Genomic DNA, 22304 nt, shown 5'->3' with positions numbered 1-22304 from the left:
GGAGGCCAGGAGCGCCCCATGATCCCCATCCAGGACCCCTCCCTGTTCCGCGAGACCTGCCTCATCGGCGGCGCCTGGACCGGAGCCGACGACCTCGCCTCCTTTCCGGTGGAGAACCCCGCCACGGGCGAGGTCCTGGGGACGGTGCCGCGCCTGGGCGCCGCCGAGACGCGGCGCGCGGTCCGGGCCGCGCAGGAGGCGCTGCCGGGCTGGAGGGCCCGGGCCGCGGGGGAGCGCGCCGCGCTGCTGCGGCGGTGGTTCGACCTCATCCTGGAGCACCGGGAGGACCTGGCGGCGATCATGACCCTGGAGCAGGGCAAGCCCCTGGCCGAGGCCCGCGGGGAGATCGCCTACGCGGCCTCCTTCATCGAGTGGTTCGCGGAGGAGGCCCGGCGCGTCTACGGGGACGTGATCCCCGGCCACGCCTGCGACCGGCGCATCGTGGTGCTCAAGGAGCCGGTGGGCGTGGTCGCGGCCATCACCCCCTGGAACTTCCCCTCGGCCATGCTCGCCCGCAAGGCCGGGGCGGCCCTGGCCGCGGGCTGCACGATGGTCGCCAAGCCCGCCGGCGCCACCCCCTATTCGGCCCTGGCCCTGGCGGTCCTGGCCGAGCGCGCCGGCATTCCCGCCGGCGTGCTCAACGTCGTCACCGGACCGGCCGCCGTCCTCGGCGGGGTGCTCACGTCCGACCCCGCCGTGCGCAAGCTGAGCTTCACGGGCTCCACCGAGGTGGGCAAGCAGCTCCTGGCGCAGTGCGCGGGCACGGTGAAGAAGGTGTCCATGGAGCTGGGGGGCAACGCGCCCTTCCTCGTCTTCGGCGATGCGGACCTGGACGCCGCGGTGGCGGGGGCCGTGGCCTCCAAGTTCCGGAACTCGGGCCAGACCTGCGTGTGCACCAACCGCTTCCTGGTGCAGGAGGGCGTCCATGACGCCTTCGCCGCGAAGCTCGCCGCGGCCGTTGCCCGGCTCAAGGTGGGGAACGGAATGGAGCCCGGGGTCGAGCAGGGCCCGCTCATCGACGCCGATGCCCTTGCGAAGGTGGAGGCCCACGTGGCCGACGCCCTGGCCAAGGGGGCCCGCGTGGTCCAGGGAGGGGCCCGCCACGCGCTGGGCGGCACCTTCTTCCAGCCCACGGTGCTCTGCGGCGCGACCCCGGAGATGGCCCTGGCCCGGGAGGAGACCTTCGGCCCCGTGGCGCCCGTCTTCCCCTTCCGCACGGAGGCGGAGGCCGTGGCCCTGGCAAACGACACGCCGTCGGGCCTGGCCTCCTACCTCTACACCCGCGACCTGGCGCGCTCCTGGCGCGTGGCGGAGGCGCTGGAGTACGGCATGGTGGGGATCAACACGGGCCTGATCTCGACCGCCGTGGCGCCCTTCGGGGGCGTGAAGGAGTCGGGGCTGGGCCGGGAAGGCTCGAAGTACGGCATCGAGGACTACCTGGAAGTGAAGTACCTCTGCATCGGACTCTAGGGCGCGGTCCAGGCCACCCGGGTGCGCAGGCCGTCCTCCTCGAAGGTCATGTCCACCCGCACCTCCCGGACGCCTTCGAACAGGCCGAAGTCCTCCCCGGGCTTGCGGACCGGGAGGAGGGGGCGCCACGGCGTGCCGTAGCGCAGGTTCCGGGGGGTGGAGCCGGGGCCCAGGTCGGCGGGGGAAAGGAGGGGTGCGCCGCCGAATACCAGGAGGCTGCGGGCCTTGGCGGCGTCCACGTCCAGGCCGGAGGCGAGCCAGGGGGAAAGCCAGCGTTGCTCGGCCCAGGCCCGGTCCGCCTGGCCCTCCACCGCCGCCTGCCAGGCGGCGGGAAGGCCCAGGTTCAGGTCGAAGGGGCGCAAGGACAGGGCTGCGTGGGAGGCCGGGCGGGGGGCGGAGCCGGAAACCAGGGGGGCGGGCTGGGAGGTGTCGTTGCACACCACCAGCCAGCCGTCCTCCAGGTCCAGGGAGAAGCGCATCGTCACCAGGCCCAGGAGGGAGGCGCTGAGGACCAGGCGCCGGTCCGTCTCCTGATGGACGCGCCATTCCAGTTCCCGCGGCAGGCCCTGGCGCAGCGCGGCGCTCTGGGCCAGACGCCGGAAGCCCTCCCGGGCCGCGGCCGGGTCCCCCACGGGGATGGCCAGCGCCACGGGACGGGTGAGGGGACCCAGGAGGAGCGGGGCCAGGAAGAGGAGGCCACCCTGGGCGAGGCGGTCCTGGGAGGCCAGGAGGCCCGCGGGGGAGCCGCCTCCCACCTGGAGCACGGGGGCCGCGTCCAGAAAGGCGAGGTGCGCCTCCCCGCCCAGGGCCCCCAGCAGCTCACCGGGCACGGGCACCGGGGACCTGCCCAGAAGGCCCGCCCAGTCCACGGGCAGGCTCAGGGTGGCCACCTGGGGCCGGGCCCAGCGGGGGGCGGAGGCCAGGGCCGGCACGGGCCCCGGCTTCAGGAACCGGCGGAGCTGGCGGTAGGCGCTCTGGTCCAGCAGGGGGAGGATGAAGGTGTCCAGGCCGTAGGCCCCGTCCCGGGCCTCCAGGCGCAGGGCGACGGGGTCGAAGTAGCGGCTCCAGTACTGGCTGTAGTTCGCCCGGAAGGCCTCGTAGGCCCGGGCCTCCCACGCCTCCACCTCGGCGGGGGGAGCCTGGGGGCGCATGCGGTCCAGCCGGCCCCACGCACGGCTGGCCACCACGCCGTCCTTCACGGTGAGCCCGGACAGGTCCAGGCCGGGCGCGAGGTAGCCCAGCTTGCGCAGCGTGGCGAGGTCCAGGGGACTGCCGGGAGCGTCCAGGCGGCGCAGCTCCACGGCGGCCGCCACGGCCTCCAGGTCGCGGCGGGCGGCGGCCTGGCGCAGCTGGCCGATGCGCTGGGCCGGGCCCACCAGGCGGCGGATGAAGGGGTCGGAAAGGTAGGCGTAGGCCCGGGTGGCGCCGGTGGGGGCCAGTTTCGTGAGCATCACCTTGAACTCGTCCGAGGCGCCCAGGGACCCCTGCCCTCCGGCCCGGTGGAGGGCCAGGGCCCGTTCCAGCTCGGGACGGGAGGTGGACAGGAACACCCGGCCGCCCTCCCGGGCCCGCCAGGCCTCGCCCCGGGGGGTGGCGACGGCCCGGGGCGCGCCGCTGCCGAACCGGGCGGCGGCCGCGGGGGTGAGCTCGGCCACGACGGTGAGGTCGGTGCCGCCCAGGAGGTTCAGGTCCGGCAGGAAGACCGCGGCCGCGGTGACCGCGCCCAGCAGGCTCCTGTCCACGCCCAGGTCCTCCAGGGCGCGGGCGATGAGGTCCCGGTCCAGGGTTCCCTGGCGGCCGAAGGCGCTCACCCGGGCCAGGAAGGCCGCGCCGCCCCCCGCCAGCCCATCCAGGGCGGCCGCGGGATCGGGCAGGTAGAGGAAGGCGCGGTCCGGGGGCACGCACAGGGCCAGGGCCGGGACGGCGGGCTGGCGTCCGCCCAGCATCTCGGCCCAGGGGTGCGCGGCCACGGTGACGCCCGGAAGGGAGGCCAGGGCGACCCGGGGCGCGGCGGCCCCGGGGCCGCCCTCCAGGCCGCGGTCCAGTTGCAGGGTCTCCTCCACGGCGGCGCGGCCCCCCAGGAGGCTGAGGAGGCTGGGGCCCTCGTCCCGGCGGCGGGGCGCCGCGGGCTCGGGCTCCCGCCCTCCGAAGAAGAGCCGGTTCTGGATGGCCCGGAAACCCGCCACCAGGGGCGAAGGTTCCCCGGCCCCCTGCTCCCAGGCCCGGGCACGGGCGCGGGCCCACTGCTCCAGTAGGGACCGGTCGCCGGCCGTCCCACCCTCCAGGTTCCAGCTCAGGGCGCCGGGGGCCCCCTCGAGACGGGCGACCTTGGCGCCGGCCACGCGCAGGGCCAGGACGGTGACGGACAGCGGACTGGGCGCCGCCTGGGCCGCGGGCACCAGGAAGACTTGCCGCACCCCCGCGGCCGCCACCAGCTGGGGCCAGGGCTGGCCGGGCGGAAGAACGAGCTCGGTCTTCACCACCTCCAGACCCAGGGCCGCATCGCGATAGCGGGCCACCGTGCGCAGCGGGGCCTGGGCCGCCAGGACCAGGGAAAGGAAGGGCACGGCCAGGCGCAGCGGGTTCATGGGATCTCCTCACCGCAACGCTACGCGAAAGCCCGTTTTTTGCCAATTCCTTCGTTCCCACGGCTGGACTTTCCGTTGCGCCGCCGGGACCTTCCTGCTCTCATGTTCACACAATCAAGCGTGAGCGCCATGTCCGATCCGTCAGCCATGCCCGGCCCGAACCTGCGGCTCCTCGCCCTGGCCCTGCTGGCCGCCGCGGGTCTGGGGGCCGCCGGCTGGGCCCTCGCCGCATGCCGACCCGCGCCCGGGTACCTGGGGCTGGGCCTGGCCTTGGCGGCCGGCCTGGGACTTGCGACCCGCCTGGCCGGAAGCCGCAGGGATCTGGTGGCCCGCCAGGACCGGCTGCAGGAACTGAACCGGAGCCTGGACGAGCAGGTGCAGGGCCGCACCGCGCGCCTCATGCAGACCATCGAGGACCTGGAGTCCTTCAACCGCATGGTCACCCACGACCTCAAGTCCCCTCTCACGGGACTGCTGCTGGGCATGGACAACCTGCAGGAACGCCTCGGCGAAGACCGGCCCGACCTCCTGCGCCACCTGGATCTCCTGCGCGCGGGGGCGGACCGCATGCAGCAGCTGTTGGAGGGGCTCCAGGAGCTGGCTCTGATCTCCGGGCGCCTGCCCACGGTGCAGCGGGTGGACGTTTCCCACCACGCGCGCCTGGTGTTGCTGAACCTCCAGGAGAAGGAACCGGAGCGCAGCGTGCGCTGGGAAATCGAGCCGGGGCTAACCGTGCTGGGCGACCCCAATCTCGTGCGCATCGCCCTGGAGAACCTCCTGGGCAACGCCTGGAAGTACACCCTGGGCCGCTCGCCCGCGGAGATCACGGTGCGCGGCGGCGCGGGCCCCGCCGCCGCCATCGAGATCCGGGACAACGGCATCGGCTTCCCCATGGCCCAGGCCGAAGCCATGTTCCGGCCCTTCCAGCGGCTCCATTCGGATCCGCGGATTCCGGGCCACGGCATCGGCCTGTCCATCGTCAAGCGGGTGATGAGCAAGCACGGCGGCACGGTCACGGCCCAGGGCTGGCCCGGGGAGGGCGCCCTGTTCCGCCTGGACTTCAAGGCCCAGAGCCCCGCGTAGGCGGAAGGCGAAGGTCCTCCGCGCGCGACCCCAGGACTTCCGGTCAAGGGGTATTGCCGGACTGGGTCACCCCCGTCGACCTCACGATGGCGAGGCCAGCCGTTCCGTTGCCGGTCAGGACATTGTTGGTGAGGATGGGGTTGGTGCTCTGGTAGACGAACAGGCCGTACTTGGAGTTGCCGGTGGAGGTGTTGGCATTCACCGTGGTGGCGGTGTCGTTGTAGATCTCGATGCCGGCGCCGTCGCCGCCGGTGCCCGTCCCGGATACGGTGTTGCCCTGCACCAGCGTCCCGTTCATGCCGTCGTGGATGTAGATCCCGAACGCGGATTCCGTGGAGACGGTGTTGTTCAGCACCCAGGAACGGGTGGTGTTCTCGCCGTTCAGGCCCGACTGATTGCCCGAAACCGTGTTGCCGATGACGAACACATCGCTCGTGCTGGAATTCGCCACCCCGAGGATGCCCCAGGCGAAGCCCGCGGCCCGGTTGCCGGTGAACCGGTTGTTGGCGGCCAGCACGGTCCGGACGGACTCGTTGGCGTTGGCCTCCACGTCCACGCCGATTCCGTTGACCATGGGCCCCCCGGCGGTTTCCACCGAACCGATGGCCCCGTGGAACGTGCTGTTGATGAGGTAGAACCCCTGGCCGTAGGTGATCGCCATGCCGTGGCGCCGGTTGAACTGGCTCGTGATGCCGCAGACCGTGACGTTGGTGGAGTTTCCGCCGACGTAGATGCCGTCGTTGAAGGCGTCCTGGACCACGCTCCCTTCCACGACCACGTTGCGGGACTGGACGATGTGGATGCAGTCGCCGGCTTCCACCTTGGTGGGGGTGGCGATGGAATTATTGAGGTTGTTGCCTTTGAACGTGCCTCCGCTGATATTGACATTGGAACAGCCCGAGACCGTGACCATCGCGTAGTTCTGCGTGGAAGTGGGCCTGGCCTGGAGGATGGCCTGCGGGTCCAGGAGCAGGGTCATGTTGCTGCCCAGCCGGATTCCTCCGTTCTGGTTGGAGGTGGGGTCCATGAGGTAGGTGCCTGCCGGCAGGTAGACCGCCTTGCCGGTGCCGGCGACCGCCTTGACCGCGGCCGAGATGGCCGCGGTGTCGTCCGTGACACCGTCGCCCGCGGCGTTGTACGGGGAGCTCCGGACATTGGCTCCGATGGGAATGCTGCCTGCCTGGACGAGGGTCGCGGTGACCGGGATCGTGATGGACGCGCTCTGGGTGGGCGCGGCGGCGCTGGTGGCCGTCACCCGGTGGGAACCGGTGGTGGCCGGAGCCGTGTAGACGACGGTTCCGCCCGTTGCCGGCACGAACAGGGTGCCGACGGAGGCGTTCCCGTCGGGCACGCCATCCACGGCCCAGGTGACCGAGGCGTCCGAGGCGCCTGAAACGCCTGCCGTGATGAGCATGGAACCGGACGGCACGACGTTGGCCGGGCCGGCCACGGCGAGGGTCACCACCACGCCGGAGGGGGCCAGGACCGACACGGAAACGGAGGCGGTCCTGGAGGTGTCCGCCGAGCTGGTGGCGGTGACCGTGTGGGTCCCGGCGCTGGCCGGGGCGTTGTAGGCCACGCTGAGGCCGCTGCCGGCGATGGTCCCCGCCGAGGCGGAACCGCCCTGGATTCCGTCCACCGACCAGATCACCGCCGTGTTGGAGGTGCCCGCCACCGACGCCGTGAAGGAGAGGGTGCCCGAGGTGTTGACCTGCGCGGATCCTGATGGGGTCAGGGCGATTTCGACTGCGGGGACCGTGACCGTCACGGTCGCCGAGGCGCTCTTCACGGTATCCGCGGCCGCGAAGGCGGTCACGGTGTGCGAACCGGCGGTGGCGGGCGCCGAGTAGGTCGCGCTGGCCCCGGTGCCGACCAGGGTGCCCACGGCGGCGCTGCCGTTGCTGACGCCGTCCACGAGCCAGCCCACCGACGTGTTGCTGGATCCGGTCACGGTGGCGGTGAACACCTGGGTGCCCCCCGGACCGAGGTTGACCGTGCCCGAGGGGCTGAGGGTCAGGACCACCGCGGTCGGCGCGGCCACGACGACCGTGGCCGAGGCGCTCCTGGACGGGTCGGCCACGCTGGTGGCCGTCACGGCATGGCTGCCCGCGGCCATGGGGGCCGTGTAGGTTGCGGTCGCTCCGGTGCCGCTGACCGTACCGGAAGTGGAACTGCCGCCGGGAGTCCCGTCCACCGCCCAGACCAGGGCCGGCATGGGGCTGCCCGTCACCTGGGCTGTGAGGGTCAGGCGCCCGCCTGCCTGAAGGGAGGCGTCGGCGGGCGTGATCTGAAGGGTGACGGGCTGGACCACCGACGTTTGAACCAGGGCGGCCTTGCCGCCGCAGGAAAGGAGCGAACCGGCGACAAGGAGCCCCGCCCATGCAAGGCTGCTCGACAAGGCGGTCCTGATAGCCATGGGATCCTCCTCAGGTGCCTGACGCTTGGGTGCGTATTCCGGGATGCAGCTGGTCTGGTAGGCCCATTGTAGCCCTACGCCGGCGAACCGGATAGCCTTGACCTGCAAGGATGGCCGACGGAAAAAAACAATCAGGAACTCATGATTCTGCTCCTTTTAAATCAGTCCGACCCCCAACGGCGAGACAAGGCTGGCTGCGACGGTGCCCGGCTGTCCGCACGCACCCTCCGGCAAGGGGACGGTCCAGGCGGCGCCGACCCGGGAACCCTTCCGGGGCTCGCGCCACGTTGACTGGCGTGGCGGCCATCGCCCGTCTTTCTTGAGGTTGCCATGTTCCCCTTCCGTCCCGCCCTTGCCGCCCTGCTCCTCCTGGGCGGCCCTCCCGGTGCGGCCGACATCACGCTGACCAACCGGACCCGGGCCACCGTGCGGGTGGAGCTGACGGAAGTCAGCACCGGCGATGGCGAACTGTCCGTGCTCGTGGACCCTCCCTTCGTTTCCAGCACCCCCCGGGCTGCCTGGTCGGAGGATCCGGCCCCGGAATCCGGCTCGATTCTCCACGGCATCTACGGCCACGACGGGACCTTCTCCGCGAACCGGCTGGCCCTCGTCCCCGGCGCCACCCTCGTGATCCGGTCCCGGCCCGTGGCGGCGGGCGCCGGGCCGTTCCAGCTCCTCTCCTTCAAGGTGTCCAGGCTCGGCCGCAAAGGCGCGGGCACGCCCCAGGAGGTGCACTACCTCAGGCTCCCCTCCGAGGATCCGGAGAACCGGGAGCAGCTGATCCTCCCTCCCGATCTCAAGGCCCCCCTCGCCTCGTCCTCTGGGCCGCTGAGCATTTCGCCCCGGCCGGCCGGGAGCGGCGACCATGATCTCAAGGAGCTCCCCGGAAGCTCCTGCGTGATCCTGTAGACCCGGGGATCTTGCCGAGCTATTAAATATTTATTACATTGGCCACCGGACGGGAGCATTTCGATGAAGGGGTTGGGAATCTACATGCTCACCTGGCCCCTCCTGGCCGGAACCGGCGGCGGGTTGATGGGCGGCTACCGACCCTCCCCTTTGGACGCCCCCCCGGTCCTGGAGGCCCGGGCCTTCGTCCAGACGCATTTCGCCCGGCTGCGCCTGGGGGAGGTGCGGAAGGCCGGAACCCAGGTGGTGGCAGGCACCAACGTCAAGCTGGTCTGCCGGGTCACCGGCGAAGGCGCGCCGGCCCGCTGGGAATTCGTGGCCTGGAGAAGGCTGGACGGCACCTGGGAGCTGATTTCGGCGCGGCGCCTGAACCCCGCCGGAACCAGGCGGATCCTGCGGGCGCCGTAGTCCAGGGACTCCTTGGCGGTCCTGCCCCGGGCCTCGGCGGCGGTCCCGGGGTGGATCCCCCGGTGGCGATGCGCCTCCCGCACCTCGACCTACATCCGGAGATGGAAGCGTTCGGGCAGATCCGGCCTGGTTCGGGGCACCGGGCTCTCCTCGGCAGAAGCCTTGCGGAGGGGCCTTGCGAAGGGTCCGCAGGGGGCTTACTATTTATTGTTTATTAATAAACACCCCTTGGAGCGATCCCATGTTCAGGCCCTGGCCACCGAGTGCCCTGCTTTTCATGCTTCTGGTCCAGGGCCCGGCCGGGACCCCCCAGGCTCCCCCGGTGCCGGCCCCGCTCGGCAACCATTACGATGTTTCGGCAGGCAATGCCCCGGTCGGGCCCTTCCTGGCCGAACTGGCCGCCAAGGAGGGGGTGTCGCTGCGCTACCCGCCCGAGCTGGACATGCGCTTCAGCCTGGACGTGTCCGGAGCGAGCTTCCAGGAGGTGCTGGACCGCGTCTGCGAGGCACAGGGCCTGCGGCAGCGAACGGCCCGGGACGGCAGCCGCCTGGTGGGACTGATCGAAGACTTCCAGGCCGGGTTTCCCGGCGAAGAGACGGCGGAACGGACCCAGGTCGCCTACCCCTGCCGGAATCTCGGCCCCGAGACCTTGGCGGAAAGCCTCAACCAGGCGTTTCCGGACCTGAAATGCATTCCGGGACCGAAGGTGCGGACCCCGGGGGCGGACCCGGCGGCGGGCGGCTTCGGCCCGGTCCAGGGCGGCACCGGCGGCACCGGCTACGGGGGCGGAATGATCCCTTCCGGCATGCCCGTGGGCACGAGCTACGGGGGAGGCGGACCCGTCATGGGAGGGGCGCCGGGCAGCTACCGCGCCGGCGCGGAATCCCTTCGGCTGGACCTGATCCTCACCGGGCCGGCCGCCGTCGTCCGCCAGGCCCTGGCCTTCGCCCGGACCCTGGACCGGCCCCGCCAACAGGTCCGGGTCAATGTCAGCATCACCGAGCTCACCTCTTCCGCCAGCAGGGACCTGGGCATCGATTGGACGTTTTCCGGGGAATCGGGCGGGCCTCCCGCCGTCCAGTTCACCGAAGGGGCCGGCAACAGCCGCCTGAAGCTGGGCAGCTTCACCCACACCCCGGCCCAGGTCAACCTCAGCCTCCAGGCCCTGGAGACCCGCGGCCTCGTGAAGACCCTGGCCAACCCCAGCCTGCTGGTGATGGATGGCGAGAAGTGCTCCATCCTCATCGGCGAACGCCGGCTGTACCCCAAACAGACCGGAACCAACGCCCAGGGCAGTGCCACCTTCGACGTGGCCGAGCTCAAGACCGGCGTGATGCTCCAATTGGCGGTGCAGATCGGCCAGAACAACGAGGTGACCTTCTTCATCTACCCCCAGGATTCCATCCAGGCCGGCGTGGACACCATCCTGGGCTCCACCTACCCGGTCATCTCCACCCGGGAGATCCAGACGACGGTGCACCTGAAGAGCGGGACGCTGCTGGTGGTCGGCGGTCTCAAGGTGGACCAGAACCTGCGCACCTCCCAGGGCATCCCGGTGCTGTCCCGCATCCCGCTGGTCGGATCCCTGTTCGGATCGCGCAGCAAATACAACGGCACCAAGGAACTGGTGATCATGGTCCAGCCGGAGATCCTGCCGCAGGAGGCTCCCGGGCGGAGCCGGATCTCAATCAATCCCTCCTGAGGAACATCGCCAGTTCCATATCCTCGGCCTGGAGGTGGTTGAGGATCGCGTCCTCCATGGCGTCCAGGAGGGCCGGCGTGAGGTCCGCCTCCCCCGCGTGGAGGCGGGACTCCAGGGCCCGGAAGGCCTTCATCAGGCGGGCGTGCGCGGCGGCGTGGGGCCGGCGGAACGGGAAGTCCGAGGCGGTCATGATCTCCTCCTCGCTGCGGTAGTGGCGTTCCATGGCCTCCACGAACCGGGCCAGGCCCTCGCCGCCCATGCCGGGGGACAGCTGGTCGAAGGCCAGCGCCAGGTCCCGGTGATGGGCGTCCAGGGAATCCAGCCCGGTCTTGAGGGTCCCGACCCAGCTGGCGAGTTCCCTGGAGGGCGGGCGCCGGGCCTGGCCGGGGTCCCCCTCCAGGGCATCCCGCACGGACGCCACCAGGGCCTCCAGGCGGTAGGGCTTCTGCAGGAACCCGGCCAGGGCCGTGCCGGTTAGGCGATGGCGCGCCTCCTCGGGACTGAAGCCGCTGGTGAGGATGATGGGGGTGATGGACCCGGCCCGCCGCAGGCCCCGGCAGGCCTCCTCGCCCCCCATGTGGGGCATGGTGAGGTCCATGAGGACGAGGCGGATCCGCGGCCCGTCGGCCTCGGCGAGCAGGAGGGCCTCCAGGCCGTCCCGGGCCTCGAGGGTCGCGAAGCCCAGGCGCTGGAGGGCGCGCGCGGCGACTGTGCGGATGGCGTCCTCGTCGTCCACCACCAGGATGAGCCCTGAGCCCCGGTAGGCATCCGTACGGGCGACAGGCCGGGCCGCTTCCGGCGCCCGCCCGGGCAGGGCCGGGAACACCAGCCGGAACGTGGAGCCGCTGCCCGTCTCCGTAAGCACCTGGATTCCCCCCTGGTGGCTCCGGAGGATCCCCTGGACCGCCGACAGGCCGAGACCCCGGCCGGCGAACTTGGTGGTGAAGAAGGGCTCGAATATCCGCTCCTTGAGTTCGGGCGCCATGCCCTGGCCGTTGTCGGCCACCTCCAGGACCACGTAGGGGCCCGGGTCGAGGGCCTCGCCCGGGAAGTGGCGGTCGAGGGCGGCGCGGGTGAGCTCCTCCTGGGCGGTGCGGATGGTGATGACGCCCCCGTGCGGTTCCATGCCCTCGGCGGCGTTCATGACGAGGTTGATGATCACCTGCTGCACCTGGCCCACGTCGCCGTGCAAGGGCGGCAGGCCGGGCTGCGGGATCCAGCGCAGGTGGGCCCGGGCCTGGAGCGGCGTGCGCAGGATGCCCAGGACCTCCTCCACGCGGTGGTTGAGATCGAGCGCCTGGGGGTGGAACTTCCCCTTGCCCGCGTAGGCCAGGATCTGGGAAACCAGGCCGGAGGCCCGCGCGATGAGGTCCTCCAGGGCCCGGAGATGGTCCAGGGGGCCCTGCTCCATGGCCGCCAGTTCCACGATGCCCAGCATGGCGCCCAGGAGGTTGTTGAAGTCGTGGGCGATGCCTCCGGCCAGGAGGTTGAGGGACTCCTGTTTCCGGTTCTGGAAATGGGCCCGCTCGCCGTTCCTGCGCCCGGTGATGTCCGTGGCGATGATCCCCAGGCCCCAGCCGTGGTCCTGCGCGTCCACGATGGGGAACTTCTCGATGAGGAAGGCCCCGGGCTGGCCGCCCGGGAGGGTGACGGTCTCCTCCGCCTGCACCACCTCCTGGAGGCGCAGCACCCGCTCGTCCTGGGCGGCGCCCTGGGCCACCTCCCCGGCCGGGAAGAGCTGCCCGGCGGCTTCGGCCGGGGTGACGGCAAGGCAGACGCCGATGAGGGCCTCGGCCCGCTTGTTGATCGCCACCATGCGCCCCTCGGCGTCCTTGACCGCCATGGCGGCCGGGGCGTGCCGGAAGACCGCCTCCAGCCGGGCCCGGCTCTCCCGCAACTCCGCGGTGAGCGCGGCCACCCGCGCCTCCCGCTCCCGTTCCCGGGCCCCGCTCCTGCGGCGGAGGAAGGCCCAGGCCAGAACGAGAACGCCCAAGGCGGCCAAGGTGCCGAGGGCCAGAGCGCCGACCTGGAGACGAGCGAGGATGGGCATGGTGAAGGGCTCCCGGACCTCCAACCCTGGGTGTCGCCAGGGGCCTCCCGGTTCACGGGAAACGCCCCCCGGGTCCGAGGCATCTTTGTCCCGACAGGGGGAAGCGCCATGAGGGATTTCCTGGAGAACCTGTTGTCCTCCGACCTGATGCCCCACGGCCAGTGCTGGTCCTGGGAGCCGTGGGTGGTGTGGACCAACGTCGGTGCCGACGCCGTCATCGCCGTCACCTACGCGGTCATCGCCTGCAAACTCATCCTCCTGGTCGCGCGGCGAAAGGACGTGACCTTCGACTGGGTGGTGGCGATGTTCGGCGCGTTCACCTTCGCCTGCGGCTGCACCCACGCCATGGAGGTGTACAACACCTGGCACGGCTTCTTCCGCCTGGCGGGCGTCATCAAGCTCGTCACGGCCGCCGCCAGCGTGATGACCATGGCCTTCCTGCTGCGGATCACCCCCAAGCTCCTGGTGGCCCCCACCCTCGACCAGACCCTGGCCATGATCGCCGGACAGAAGGCATCCCAGGCCGCGCTCCGCGACCTGGCCGCCAACCTCGAGGACAAGGTGCGGGCCCGGACCCAGGAGCTGCGGGAGAGCGAGGCCCGGCTCCAGGGCTTCATCCGCCACTCCCCGGCGGGGATCGCCTTCAAGGGCCTGGATGGGCGGTACCTGCTCATCAATCCGAGCATGGAGGCGCTGGTCGGGCGCCCCTCCGGGGAGATCCTCGGGCACACCACCGCGGAGCTCTTCGCATCGCCCGACTGCATCCCCCTGCTGGAACTGGAGCAGAGGGTGCTGCTCCAGGGACGGGACCTCCAGACGGAGCAGGCGTGGACCGACCGCCACGGCGTGGCCCGGCAGGCCCTCACCCACGTGTTCCCCCTGGTGGACACCACGGGGCGGTGCTGGGGCGTGGGCGTCATGGCCACCGACATCACCGAGCGCAAGGAGGCGGACCGGGCCCTCCTCCAGAGCCAGAAGCTGGAGTCCATGGGCGTCCTGGCCGGGGGCATCGCCCACGACTTCAACAACCTCCTGGGCGCCATGCAGGGCAACGTTGAACTGGCCCTCACCGAGGCGACCCTGGGCGCCGTCCGGACGCACCTGGAAACCCTCAGGGGCCTCATGGCCAAGGGCTCCGACCTGCTCAGGCAGATGCTGACCTATGCCGGGCGCGGCAAGGCGGTGCTGGAGACCGTGGACCTGAACGCCCTGGTGAAGGAGATGCTCCAGCTGCTGCGGGCCTCCATTTCCAAGAAGGCCCAGATCCGCGAGGACCTCCATCCCGGGCCGCTGTCCCTGCTGGCCGACCCTTCCCAGATCCAGCAGGTGATCATGAACCTGGTGATCAACGCCTCGGAGGCCCTGGGCGAACGCACCGGCGCCATCACCCTGCGCACCCGCATGGAGGAGGTGGGTCCGGACGTGCCCGCCGCCGGGGACGACGGCCAGCCCCTGCGGCCCGGGCCCTTCGTGACGCTGCAGGTGCTGGACGAGGGTTCGGGCATGACCCCCGAGGTCCTCAAGCGGATCTTCGATCCCTTCTTCACCACCAAGTTCACCGGGAGGGGCCTGGGGCTGGCCGCCATCCACGGCATCGTCCGGGGGCACCGGGGCGGGATCCGGGTCACCAGCGAGCCCGGCAGGGGCACGTGCTTCAAGCTCCTCTTTCCGGCCGCGCCCGGCCCGCCGGTCCCCCTCCAGCCCGTTCCCAGCCTGGTGCCGGCCGGCACCGGGGGCCCTGCCCTCCAGGGCACCGTCCTGGTGGTGGACGACGAGGACGCCATGCGCGACGTGGCGGCCAAGGCCCTGGGCCGCCTGGGCCTCGCCGTGCTCCAGGCCCGGGACGGGCGGGAGGCCCTGGACCTCTACCAGGGCCACCGGGAGCGCATCCGCCTGGTGGTCATGGACCTCACCATGCCCCGCATGGACGGGGAGGAGAGCTGCCGCGAGCTGCGCCGCCTGGGGGCCGACGTGCCCGTCATCCTCACCAGCGGCTTCAACGAGGCCGAGGCCATGGCCCGCTTCGAGGGCCTGGGCCTGGCGGGGTTCATGAAGAAGCCGTTCAGCCTGGGGACCTTCGCCGAGCTGGTGAGGAGCCTCCTCGCGGCCTGAGCGCCTCCGGCACCTGCCCCACCAGAACGGCGTGCCGTCCTTGAGCAGCCGCCAGCCGGACACCCTGCCGGGCCCCCGGGAAAAGCCGGGAGAGGCGCTGGAACGGGGCTGGTCCCCGGGAATTCCCGCCCCCGCCGGGGCACCCTCCCTCCGGAGGCCCCCCATGGATGCACCCACGCCCTTCTGGCCCGGAAACATGGCCGTCGACTGGGTGAAGGCCCTGCTGGCGGCGACGGCGTCCCTGGGGCTCCTCTACGGCCTCAAGGCCCTGGCCACCCGCAGACGCCGGAGCGAAGAACCGCCCGGCAGCCCTCGCGTATGTCTGGCCGAAGCCATGGACGCCACCCGGTTCCCGCTGCTGCTCGCCCTGGCCCTCTGGGCGGGCTCCCGCTTCCTGGAGCTGCCCCGTGCCCTGGAGGAGGCCCTCCTACACGTGACCCTGCTGGCGATGCTGCTCCAGGCCGGGCTCTGGGCCAACCGCGTGGTGGGCTGCTTCCTGCGGGACTTCCTGGAGCGCCGGGAAGCCCACGGGGAAGTCACGGCCATGGCCGCCCCCGTGCTGGGCCTCATGGCGCGCACCGCGCTCTGGTCCCTGGTCCTGCTCCTCGTGCTGGACAGCTTCGACGTCAACCTCTCCACCCTCGTGGCCGGCGTGGGCGTGGGCGGCGTGGCGGTGGCCTTGGCGGTGCAGAACATCCTGGGGGACATCTTCGCGTCGCTCTCCATCGCCCTGGACAAGCCCTTCGCGCTGGGCGACTTCATCATCGTGGACGAGGTCCTCGGCACCGTGGACCGCATCGGCCTGAAGTCCACGCGCATTCAGAGCCTGTCGGGCGAGCAGATCATCCTCGCCAACGCCGACCTGCTCAAGAGCCGCATCCGCAATTTCAAGCGCATGCGCGAACGCCGCGTGCTCTTCACCTTCGCCGTGACCTACCAGACCGCCGCCGATGCCCTCGCCGCCCTGCCCTGCCACCTGCGCGACATCATCCAGGCCCAGCCCGGCACCCGCTTCGACCGGGCGCACCTCCGGGAATTCGGGGACTCGGGGCTCATCTTCGAAGTGGTGTACTACGTGCTGGACGTGGACTACAACGTCTACATGGACACGCAGCAGGCCATCAACCTCGCGCTGCTGAAGGCGCTGCGGGCGCAGGGGGTGGGGTTCGCGCATCCCGTGCGGGTGATGTTCCCGAGGCCGGAGGCGGTGTGAGTCGGGGGGCATCCCGACGATCGCGGGTTTCCCCGGCGCACCGGGGCTGTAGGATGGTCCCCTGGGAGGGAGCCATGCACGTCCTCATCGCCGGATGCGGTTGGCTGGGCCTGGCGGCGGCGCGGGCGCTGGCGGCCCGGGGGGACCGGGTCACGGGGGTGCGGTCCTCGCCCGCGGGCGCCGAGCAGCTGCGCGCCGCCGGCGTGGAGCCCCTGGTGCTCGACCTGGCCGACCCGGCCTCCGCGGAGCGCCTCCCCGCGGACCTCGACGCCATCCTGGCCCTGCAGGCCGCCCGCGGCGGAGGCGAGCCCGCCTACCACCGGGCCTACCTGGACGCCAACGCCACCCTGCTGGCGGCGCGCCCCCGGGTCCGGGCCTTCGTGTACACCGGATCCACGGGGCTCTTCGGCCAGCGGGACGGGTCCGACGTGGACGAGGCCACGCCGCCCGCGCCCACGACCCCCGAAGGCCTCGTGCTCGCCGAGGCCGAACGCAGGCTCCTGGCCGCGGACGCGCGCGTGCTGCGCCTCTCCGGGCTCTACGGCCCGGGCCGGCTGTGGGTGCTGGATGGCGTGGCCTCCGGGCGCATGGGCCTGGGGCCCGGGGACGGCGCATGGATGAACTCCTGCCACCAGGACGACGCGGTGACCGCGCTCCTGGCGGTGCTGGACCGGGGACGGGACGGCGCGGTCTACCACGGCACGGACGCCTGGCCCCTGCGCCGCCGCGAAGTCGTCGCCTTCGTGGCCGCGCGCCGGGGCCTGGAACCCGCGGCCGTCGCCGCCGCCCCCGGCCCGGACCGCCGCGTCCTGGCGGCACGCACCCGGGAGGAGCTGGGGTTCAACCTGCACTGGCCTTCGCTGCTGGAAGGGCTGGAGCCGTTCCTCTGAGGCCTACCCCGGCCGGTCCCCGCCCAGGCCCAGCCGCTGCTCCACCACGGGCCGCAGGTCCTCGTAGGACTCCCGCCGCTCGTGGATGTGGCAGGCCCCCAGGGCCTCCGCCACGTCCCAGGCGTAGGTGTTGCGGTACTCCGCCACCAGGATGACCGGCGCGTCCAGCAGCAGGCCCTGGCCGTGCAGCAGCCGCATCATGTCCTTGGCCCAGTGCCCGCCCATGGTGTTGTCCAGGAGCACCAGGTCGACGTGCAGGGTGGCGGCCAGGTTGCGGACCTCCGCGAAGGACCGCGCTTCGGAGACCTGGCGGAAGCCGTCCTGCCGGAAGGCCCCGGCCAGGGCCTGGGTGGAGCCGCCGGCGGAAAGGAACAGGATCCGCTTCGAGGCCTTTCGCAACCGGGCCGCGGCGCTGGTGGGGGGCGGGGGCGGCGGTTCGGGAGCGGGCCGCTCCAGGGGGCGCTCCACGACCTCGGCGGGCCTGGGCTTGACGCGGGTGGGGGTGGGGACGCCGGGGCGGTCGGCGGGATCCGTCCTGGGCTTGCGGTCGGGGAAGCCCGGGCCGAAGCTGGGCGGAAGGCGCGGCGCGAGGATCCGCTCGAGGTTCTTCCGGTCGGTCTCGGCCAGCCCTTCCAGGACCATGCCCCCCGCGCGGCCTGTGAGGTGCGCCAGGGTGCCGCGGCACTGGATGGCCGGCATGTGGGGCAGGCCCGCGACCCGCACGCCCTGGAAGCGGTCCCCCGGCCGGAGTTCCACCACGGGGCCGCTGAGGGCGTCGAACTCGTCCAGGGTAAGCCGCAGGCCCCTTTCGCTGAGATCCTGGAGCCGGCCCTGGAGGGTCCTCCCGCCCGGGAAGGTCCCGTCGAGCCGCTCGACCGCGAAGACCTCCGCCGCGTCGCCGCGCCCGAAGGCCGCGCGGGGTGCGGCCCTGCGCTCGCCGTGCGCGATGCTGGACGGAAGGCGGAAGACCCCCGTGCCCTCGGCCCGGGTCAGCGCGGTGAAGCGCCGGGCGTCCAGCATGAAGGCCATGCGCAGGGTCCGGCCGGGCTCCAGCGCGGGCGTGGTGGTGGTGGAGAAGGTGTCCCGCCCCACCTGCTCGAGCGACGTTTCGAAGGGCAGCGCGCCGGCCACGGGGAGCCACAGCTGCACCGGCGCCTTCAGGCGCGCCAACTCCTCCAGGTAGGCCCGGATGGTCCCTTCGTCGCGCAGCTCTGGGCGGTGGTCGTGTGCGGTCAATCCGGATCCGTTATCCCCTCAAAGGAGGGAACTTCCAGTATATGGGGAATCCCGGCCGGAAGTCCCTTGACAGCTTCGGCATTCGCAACCATGATGGTTACAGAACGGACCCCCGATGACCGCCAGTTCCCGCACCACCATCGCCATCCACATCCTCACCCTCCTGGCCTTCTGCGGCCCGGAGCCCCTGACGTCCGGGTTCATCGCCGGCAGCGTCAACACCAACCCCGTGGTCATCCGGCGCCTCCTGGCCCGGCTGCGGGGGGCCGGGCTGGTGGGCTCCCAGGGCGGGCCCGGGGGCGGCTGGCAGCTGCTGCGGGCACCCGGGAAGGTGACCCTCCGGGACATCCACCTCGCCGTCGAAGGCACCCCGCCCTTCGCCCTGCACAGCGCGGACCCCAACCCGCGCTGCCCCGTCGGCAGGAACATCCAGGCCGCCCTGGAGGGCGTCTACGCCTCCGCCCAGGCGGCCCTGGAGGCCGATCTGGCCCGCACCACCCTCTCCCACCTGGTGAAGGACGTCAAAGGCCGGGCGTCCTGACCCTTTTTTTACCCAAATTCGTAACCTTTTTGGTTACAAGGAGAATTCCATGATCGCCATCACCGGTGCCTCCGGCCAACTCGGCCGCCTCGTCATCCAGGACCTCCTCCGGAGGGCCCCCGCCTCCCGGATCCTCGCCCTTGCCCGCAAGCCCGCGTCCGTCCAGGACCTGGGCGTCCAGTCCCGCCCGGCCGACTACGAGCGGCCGGAGACCCTGGCCGCCGCCCTGGCGGGGGTCGACAAGCTCCTCCTCATCTCCTCCAACGAGATGGGCCGCAGGGCGGCCCAGCACAAGGCCGTCATCGACGCGGCCCGTGAGGCCGGCGTGAAGCTGCTGGTCTACACCAGCGTGCTGCGCGCCGACACGTCGCCCCTGGGCCTGGCCCCCGAGCACGCCGAGACCGAGGCCTACCTGAAGGCCTCGGGCATCCCCTTCGTGATCCTGCGCAACGGCTGGTACACCGAAAACTACACGGCGAGCATCCCCTCGGCCCTGGCCCACGGCGCCTTCCTGGGCAGCGCGGGCGGTGGGCGCATCGCCTCGGCGGCCCGGGCCGACTATGCGGCGGCCGCCGCGGCCGTCCTGCTGCTGGACGGCCAGGCCGGCAAGACGTATGAGCTGGCGGGCGACACCTCGTACACCCTCACGGACCTGGCGGCCGAGATCGCCCGGCAGTCCGGCAAACCGGTGGTCTACAAGGACCTGCCCGAGGCCGAGTTCAAGGGCGTGCTGGTGGGCGTGGGCCTCCCCGAGGGCCTGGCCGCCCTGCTGTCGGACTCCGACGCGGGGGTGGCCAAGGGTGCCCTGCAGGACGAGGGGAGGCAGCTGAGCCGGCTCATCGGCCGGGCGACCACTCCCATGGCCGTGTCGGTGGCGGCCGCCCTCAAGGGATGAGGCGCGGAATGGCCCCGGTTCGCCGGTTCGCCCGAATCACCCGGCGCCCGCGGAAAAATAAATAGCTCGTTCCAAACCGGAGCTGGGCGGGTGCCCAAAAGCCGCCAGCCGGGTTCCGGGACCAGCAGCCCCTCCAGGCTTGTTTCAACCTCCACCAGGAACCGGAACCCCCGGCCGGGAAGGGGCGCGGGGAGCCAGGTACATGGGTCGCCTCCCGACGGGTACTGAACGTTCATCTTGGCGCTCCCAACATAGGCCCAAACCAACCCATCGTGGAGCCTCAAGGTGCTGCTACCCTGGCCTATCCCCCCAACCTTCAAAGCAGTGGAGTTGCCTTCCATGACCAGCCTCTCTGGAGAAAAAATCGGCGCCTTCCGGGTTCTCGAACTGCTGGGCCAGGGCGGGATGGGCGATGTGTACGTGGGAGTGGATGAACGGCTGGACCGGCGGGTGGCTCTGAAGGTCCTGAGGTCCGACCTCCATCCCGGGCCGGAGACCCAGCAGCGCTTCCTGCGGGAAGCCAGGGTCCTTTCCCAGGTGGCCCACCCCAACATCTGCCAGATCTTCGACTACCTCTCCTCCGGCGGGCTGGAGGTGCTGGTGCTGGAGTTCATCGAGGGCCAGAGCCTGGGCAGGGCCATGAAGCAGGGCCTGACCCGCCGGCAGCGGCTCTCCATCGCCCTGCAGGTGGCCGAAGCCCTGCTGGCCGCCCACGAGAAGGGCATCATCCACCGCGACCTCAAGCCCGACAACATCCTCATCACGCCCGGGGACCAGGTGAAGGTCCTGGACTTCGGCATCTCCCGGCTGCGGTCGGACGAACCCGACCTGCCCCGCCCCGCCGCGGGCGTCCAGCCGCCCCTGCCCGGACTGGAGGACGGCGTCACCCGGCCGGCCTCGGAGCCCGGCCAGGATGCGGACGAGATCACCGCCGCCACCGGGTCCCATCCCAGCCGTTCCACCAGCTTGACCTCCCAGGGATCGATCATCGGAACCCTCGCCTACATGAGTCCCGAGCAGGCCCGGGGCGAGCAGGCCCAGGCCGCCAGCGACCTCTATTCGCTGGGCCTGCTGCTGCAGGAGCTCTTCACCGGCCGGAGGCCCTATCCCAAGGGCCTGGATTCCGCCGAGCTGCTCGAGCTGGCCCGGCAGGGGAAGACGCGCCCGGTGGAAGGGATCGACGCGGACGTGGCCGCGCTCATCCGGCGCCTGACCGCTCTCGCGCCAGCCGCCCGGCCCTCCTCCGCGGACACGGTGGAGCGGCTCCTCTGGATCCTGGCCAAGCCCAGACGGCGGCGGCAGAAGGCGTTCCTGGCCGCTTCGCTGGCGGTGATGGCCCTCTTCAGCGCGGGCATGACCGTGCAGACGGTGCGTGCCCGGCGGGCGGAACGGAGCACCCGGGAGGAGGCCGAGGCCGCCCGCCGGGTATCGGCCTTCCTCACGGGGCTCTTCAAGGTCTCGGATCCCGGGGAGGCCCGGGGGAACTCCGTGACCGCGCGGGAGCTGCTGGACAAGGGCGCGCAGACCATCGGCAGGGAGCTCCGGGACCAGCCCCAGGTCCGCGCCCAGCTCATGGACACCATGGGCATGGTGTACTACGAGATGGGCCTGTACCCCCAGGCGCGGCCCCTCCTCCAGGAGGCCCTGGCCATCCGGGAGGGCACCCTGGGCCCCGTCCACCTGAAGGTGGCCGAAAGCCTGAACGACCTGGCCATGCTGGACCTCAAGGAGGGCCGCTACGACGAGGGCGGGGCGCGCTTCCAGCGGAGCCTGGACCTGCGCATCCGGCTGCACGGGGAAGGCTCCGCGGAGGTGGCCGCCACCCGGGGCAACCTTGGCGGCATCTACTACAACCAGGGAAAGTACGCCCTGGCCGAGCCGCTGTTCCGCCAGAGCCTCCAGACCCGCGAGCGCCTGCTGGGCCCCGACCATGAGGACGTGGCCGTGAGCCTCAACAACCTTGCCAGCCTGTACTGGCAGCAGGGCAAGTATGCGGAGGCCGAGCCGGTCTTCCGGCGCAGTCTGGCGATCAAGGAGGCCAAGCTGGGCCCCGACCACCCGGACGTGGCCCTGGCTCTCACGAACCTGGGCATCCTCTGCCGGAAGCAGCGGAAGTACCAGGAGGCCGAGACGTACTTCCGCCGGAGCCTCGCGGTGGGCGAGAAGGTCCAGGGTCCCGGCCACCCCAGCGTCGCAGCCACCCTCTCAAACCTCGGGACCACCCTGCTGGAGGCGGGCCGGAACGCCGAGGCCGAACCGCTCATGCTGCGCGCCCTGGCCATCGAGGAGAAGAGCCTCGGCCCCGCCCACCCCGAGGTGGCCCGCACGCTCAGCGGCCTGGGCACCCTCTACCACGCCATGGGCCGGGATTCCGAGGCCATCGCCCGGTACCGCAGCAGCATCGCCCTGGGGGAGAAGACCCTGGGCCCGGCCCACCCCAGCATCGCCGGCCCGCTCACCCACCTGGGAGAGCTGTACATGGACCGGGGCGACTTCGCCGCGGCCGAACCGCTGTTCCTGCGGGGCCTGGGCAACACGGAACCGGTCCTGGGCGGCAGGCATCCCGGGGTCGCGGGAATCCTGTACGGCCTGGCCTGCATCGAAGCGGAACTGGGCAAGCGGCGCGAAGCGTTGGGCTACCTGGCGCGGGCCGTCCAAGTGGACGGCAAGCCGTCCTGGCTGGGCACGCTGCGGCAGGAGAAACAGCTCCGGTCCCTCAGGGGCAACGCGGATTTCGAACGCATCGCCACGGCGGGCGAGAGGTAGCCAGAGACCCGGGACCTCGGCAGTT

Annotated in this window: 15 protein-coding genes; 11 read left to right on the top strand and 4 right to left on the bottom strand. The window is 71.7% G+C overall.

Going from position 1 to position 22304, the window contains the following annotated elements:
- Nucleotides 1-18 precede the first annotated feature (18 nt).
- Nucleotides 19-1470 (top strand): NAD-dependent succinate-semialdehyde dehydrogenase, encoded by a 1452-nt coding sequence (locus tag ACZ5MC_RS08660; protein ID WP_306599929.1) that lies wholly within the window; start codon nucleotides 19-21, stop codon nucleotides 1468-1470.
- Here ACZ5MC_RS08660 and ACZ5MC_RS08655 read toward each other — a convergent pair.
- Nucleotides 1467-4058, bottom strand: a complete 2592-nt coding sequence (locus ACZ5MC_RS08655) for a hypothetical protein (protein WP_464517540.1) — start codon at nucleotides 4056-4058, stop codon at nucleotides 1467-1469. The genes ACZ5MC_RS08660 and ACZ5MC_RS08655 overlap by 4 nt on opposite strands.
- Nucleotides 4059-4187: 129 nt before the next feature.
- On the opposite strand from ACZ5MC_RS08655, the gene ACZ5MC_RS08650 reads away from it, so the two are divergent.
- Entirely contained in the window at nucleotides 4188-5141 is a 954-nt protein-coding gene (locus tag ACZ5MC_RS08650) for a sensor histidine kinase (RefSeq protein ID WP_464517539.1), read from the top strand.
- Between the two features lie 43 nt (nucleotides 5142-5184).
- Here the strand turns inward: ACZ5MC_RS08650 and ACZ5MC_RS08645 are convergent, their stop codons facing one another.
- Nucleotides 5185-7557 (bottom strand): right-handed parallel beta-helix repeat-containing protein, encoded by a 2373-nt coding sequence (locus tag ACZ5MC_RS08645; RefSeq protein WP_464517538.1) that lies wholly within the window; start codon nucleotides 7555-7557, stop codon nucleotides 5185-5187.
- A gap of 330 nt (nucleotides 7558-7887) precedes the next feature.
- On the opposite strand from ACZ5MC_RS08645, the gene ACZ5MC_RS08640 reads away from it, so the two are divergent.
- The 3 genes from ACZ5MC_RS08640 to ACZ5MC_RS08630 all read left to right on the top strand — a co-directional run bounded on the left by ACZ5MC_RS08640 (nucleotide 7888) and on the right by ACZ5MC_RS08630 (nucleotide 10576).
- Nucleotides 7888-8466, top strand: coding sequence for a hypothetical protein (locus ACZ5MC_RS08640; protein ID WP_464517537.1), 579 nt, complete (start codon nucleotides 7888-7890; stop codon nucleotides 8464-8466).
- A gap of 63 nt (nucleotides 8467-8529) precedes the next feature.
- Nucleotides 8530-8874 (top strand): cystatin family protein, encoded by a 345-nt coding sequence (locus ACZ5MC_RS08635; protein ID WP_464517536.1) that lies wholly within the window; start codon nucleotides 8530-8532, stop codon nucleotides 8872-8874.
- Between the two features lie 277 nt (nucleotides 8875-9151).
- Nucleotides 9152-10576 (top strand): type II secretion system protein GspD, encoded by a 1425-nt coding sequence (locus tag ACZ5MC_RS08630; RefSeq protein WP_464517535.1) that lies wholly within the window; start codon nucleotides 9152-9154, stop codon nucleotides 10574-10576.
- Here the strand turns inward: ACZ5MC_RS08630 and ACZ5MC_RS08625 are convergent.
- Nucleotides 10563-12626, bottom strand: coding sequence for an ATP-binding protein (locus ACZ5MC_RS08625; RefSeq protein ID WP_464517534.1), 2064 nt, complete (start codon nucleotides 12624-12626; stop codon nucleotides 10563-10565). The genes ACZ5MC_RS08630 and ACZ5MC_RS08625 overlap by 14 nt on opposite strands.
- Nucleotides 12627-12734: 108 nt before the next feature.
- Between ACZ5MC_RS08625 and ACZ5MC_RS08620 the strand changes: the two genes are divergently transcribed.
- From ACZ5MC_RS08620 to ACZ5MC_RS08610, 3 genes are all read left to right on the top strand, one after another.
- Nucleotides 12735-14738, top strand: a complete 2004-nt coding sequence (locus tag ACZ5MC_RS08620; protein ID WP_464517533.1) for a hybrid sensor histidine kinase/response regulator — start codon at nucleotides 12735-12737, stop codon at nucleotides 14736-14738.
- A 163-nt stretch (nucleotides 14739-14901) separates the two neighbouring features.
- Nucleotides 14902-15951, top strand: coding sequence for a mechanosensitive ion channel family protein (locus ACZ5MC_RS08615; protein WP_464517532.1), 1050 nt, complete (start codon nucleotides 14902-14904; stop codon nucleotides 15949-15951).
- A gap of 74 nt (nucleotides 15952-16025) precedes the next feature.
- Entirely contained in the window at nucleotides 16026-16841 is an 816-nt protein-coding gene (locus tag ACZ5MC_RS08610) for an NAD-dependent epimerase/dehydratase family protein (RefSeq protein ID WP_464517531.1), read from the top strand.
- Nucleotides 16842-16844: 3 nt separating this feature from the next.
- Here ACZ5MC_RS08610 and ACZ5MC_RS08605 read toward each other — a convergent pair whose 3' ends face one another.
- On the bottom strand, nucleotides 16845-18077 hold the full coding sequence (locus ACZ5MC_RS08605; protein ID WP_464517530.1) for a hypothetical protein: 1233 nt from the start codon (nucleotides 18075-18077) through the stop codon (nucleotides 16845-16847).
- 115 nt (nucleotides 18078-18192) lie between these two features.
- Between ACZ5MC_RS08605 and ACZ5MC_RS08600 the strand changes: the two genes are divergently transcribed.
- The 3 genes from ACZ5MC_RS08600 to ACZ5MC_RS08590 all read left to right on the top strand — a co-directional run bounded on the left by ACZ5MC_RS08600 (nucleotide 18193) and on the right by ACZ5MC_RS08590 (nucleotide 22279).
- A complete protein-coding gene (locus tag ACZ5MC_RS08600; protein WP_464517529.1) occupies nucleotides 18193-18618 on the top strand; it encodes an Rrf2 family transcriptional regulator in 426 nt (141 codons plus the stop codon).
- A 49-nt stretch (nucleotides 18619-18667) separates the two neighbouring features.
- A complete protein-coding gene (locus ACZ5MC_RS08595) occupies nucleotides 18668-19513 on the top strand; it encodes an SDR family oxidoreductase (protein WP_464517528.1) in 846 nt (281 codons plus the stop codon).
- Nucleotides 19514-19852: 339 nt separating this feature from the next.
- Entirely contained in the window at nucleotides 19853-22279 is a 2427-nt protein-coding gene (locus ACZ5MC_RS08590; protein WP_464517527.1) for a serine/threonine-protein kinase, read from the top strand.
- The last annotated feature ends 25 nt before the right edge of the window (nucleotides 22280-22304 follow it).

The organism is Mesoterricola sp. JemC181, assembly GCF_055384585.1.
Note: the sequence above shows the minus strand (reverse complement) of the source record. Positions and strands in the feature narration are given on the sequence as shown.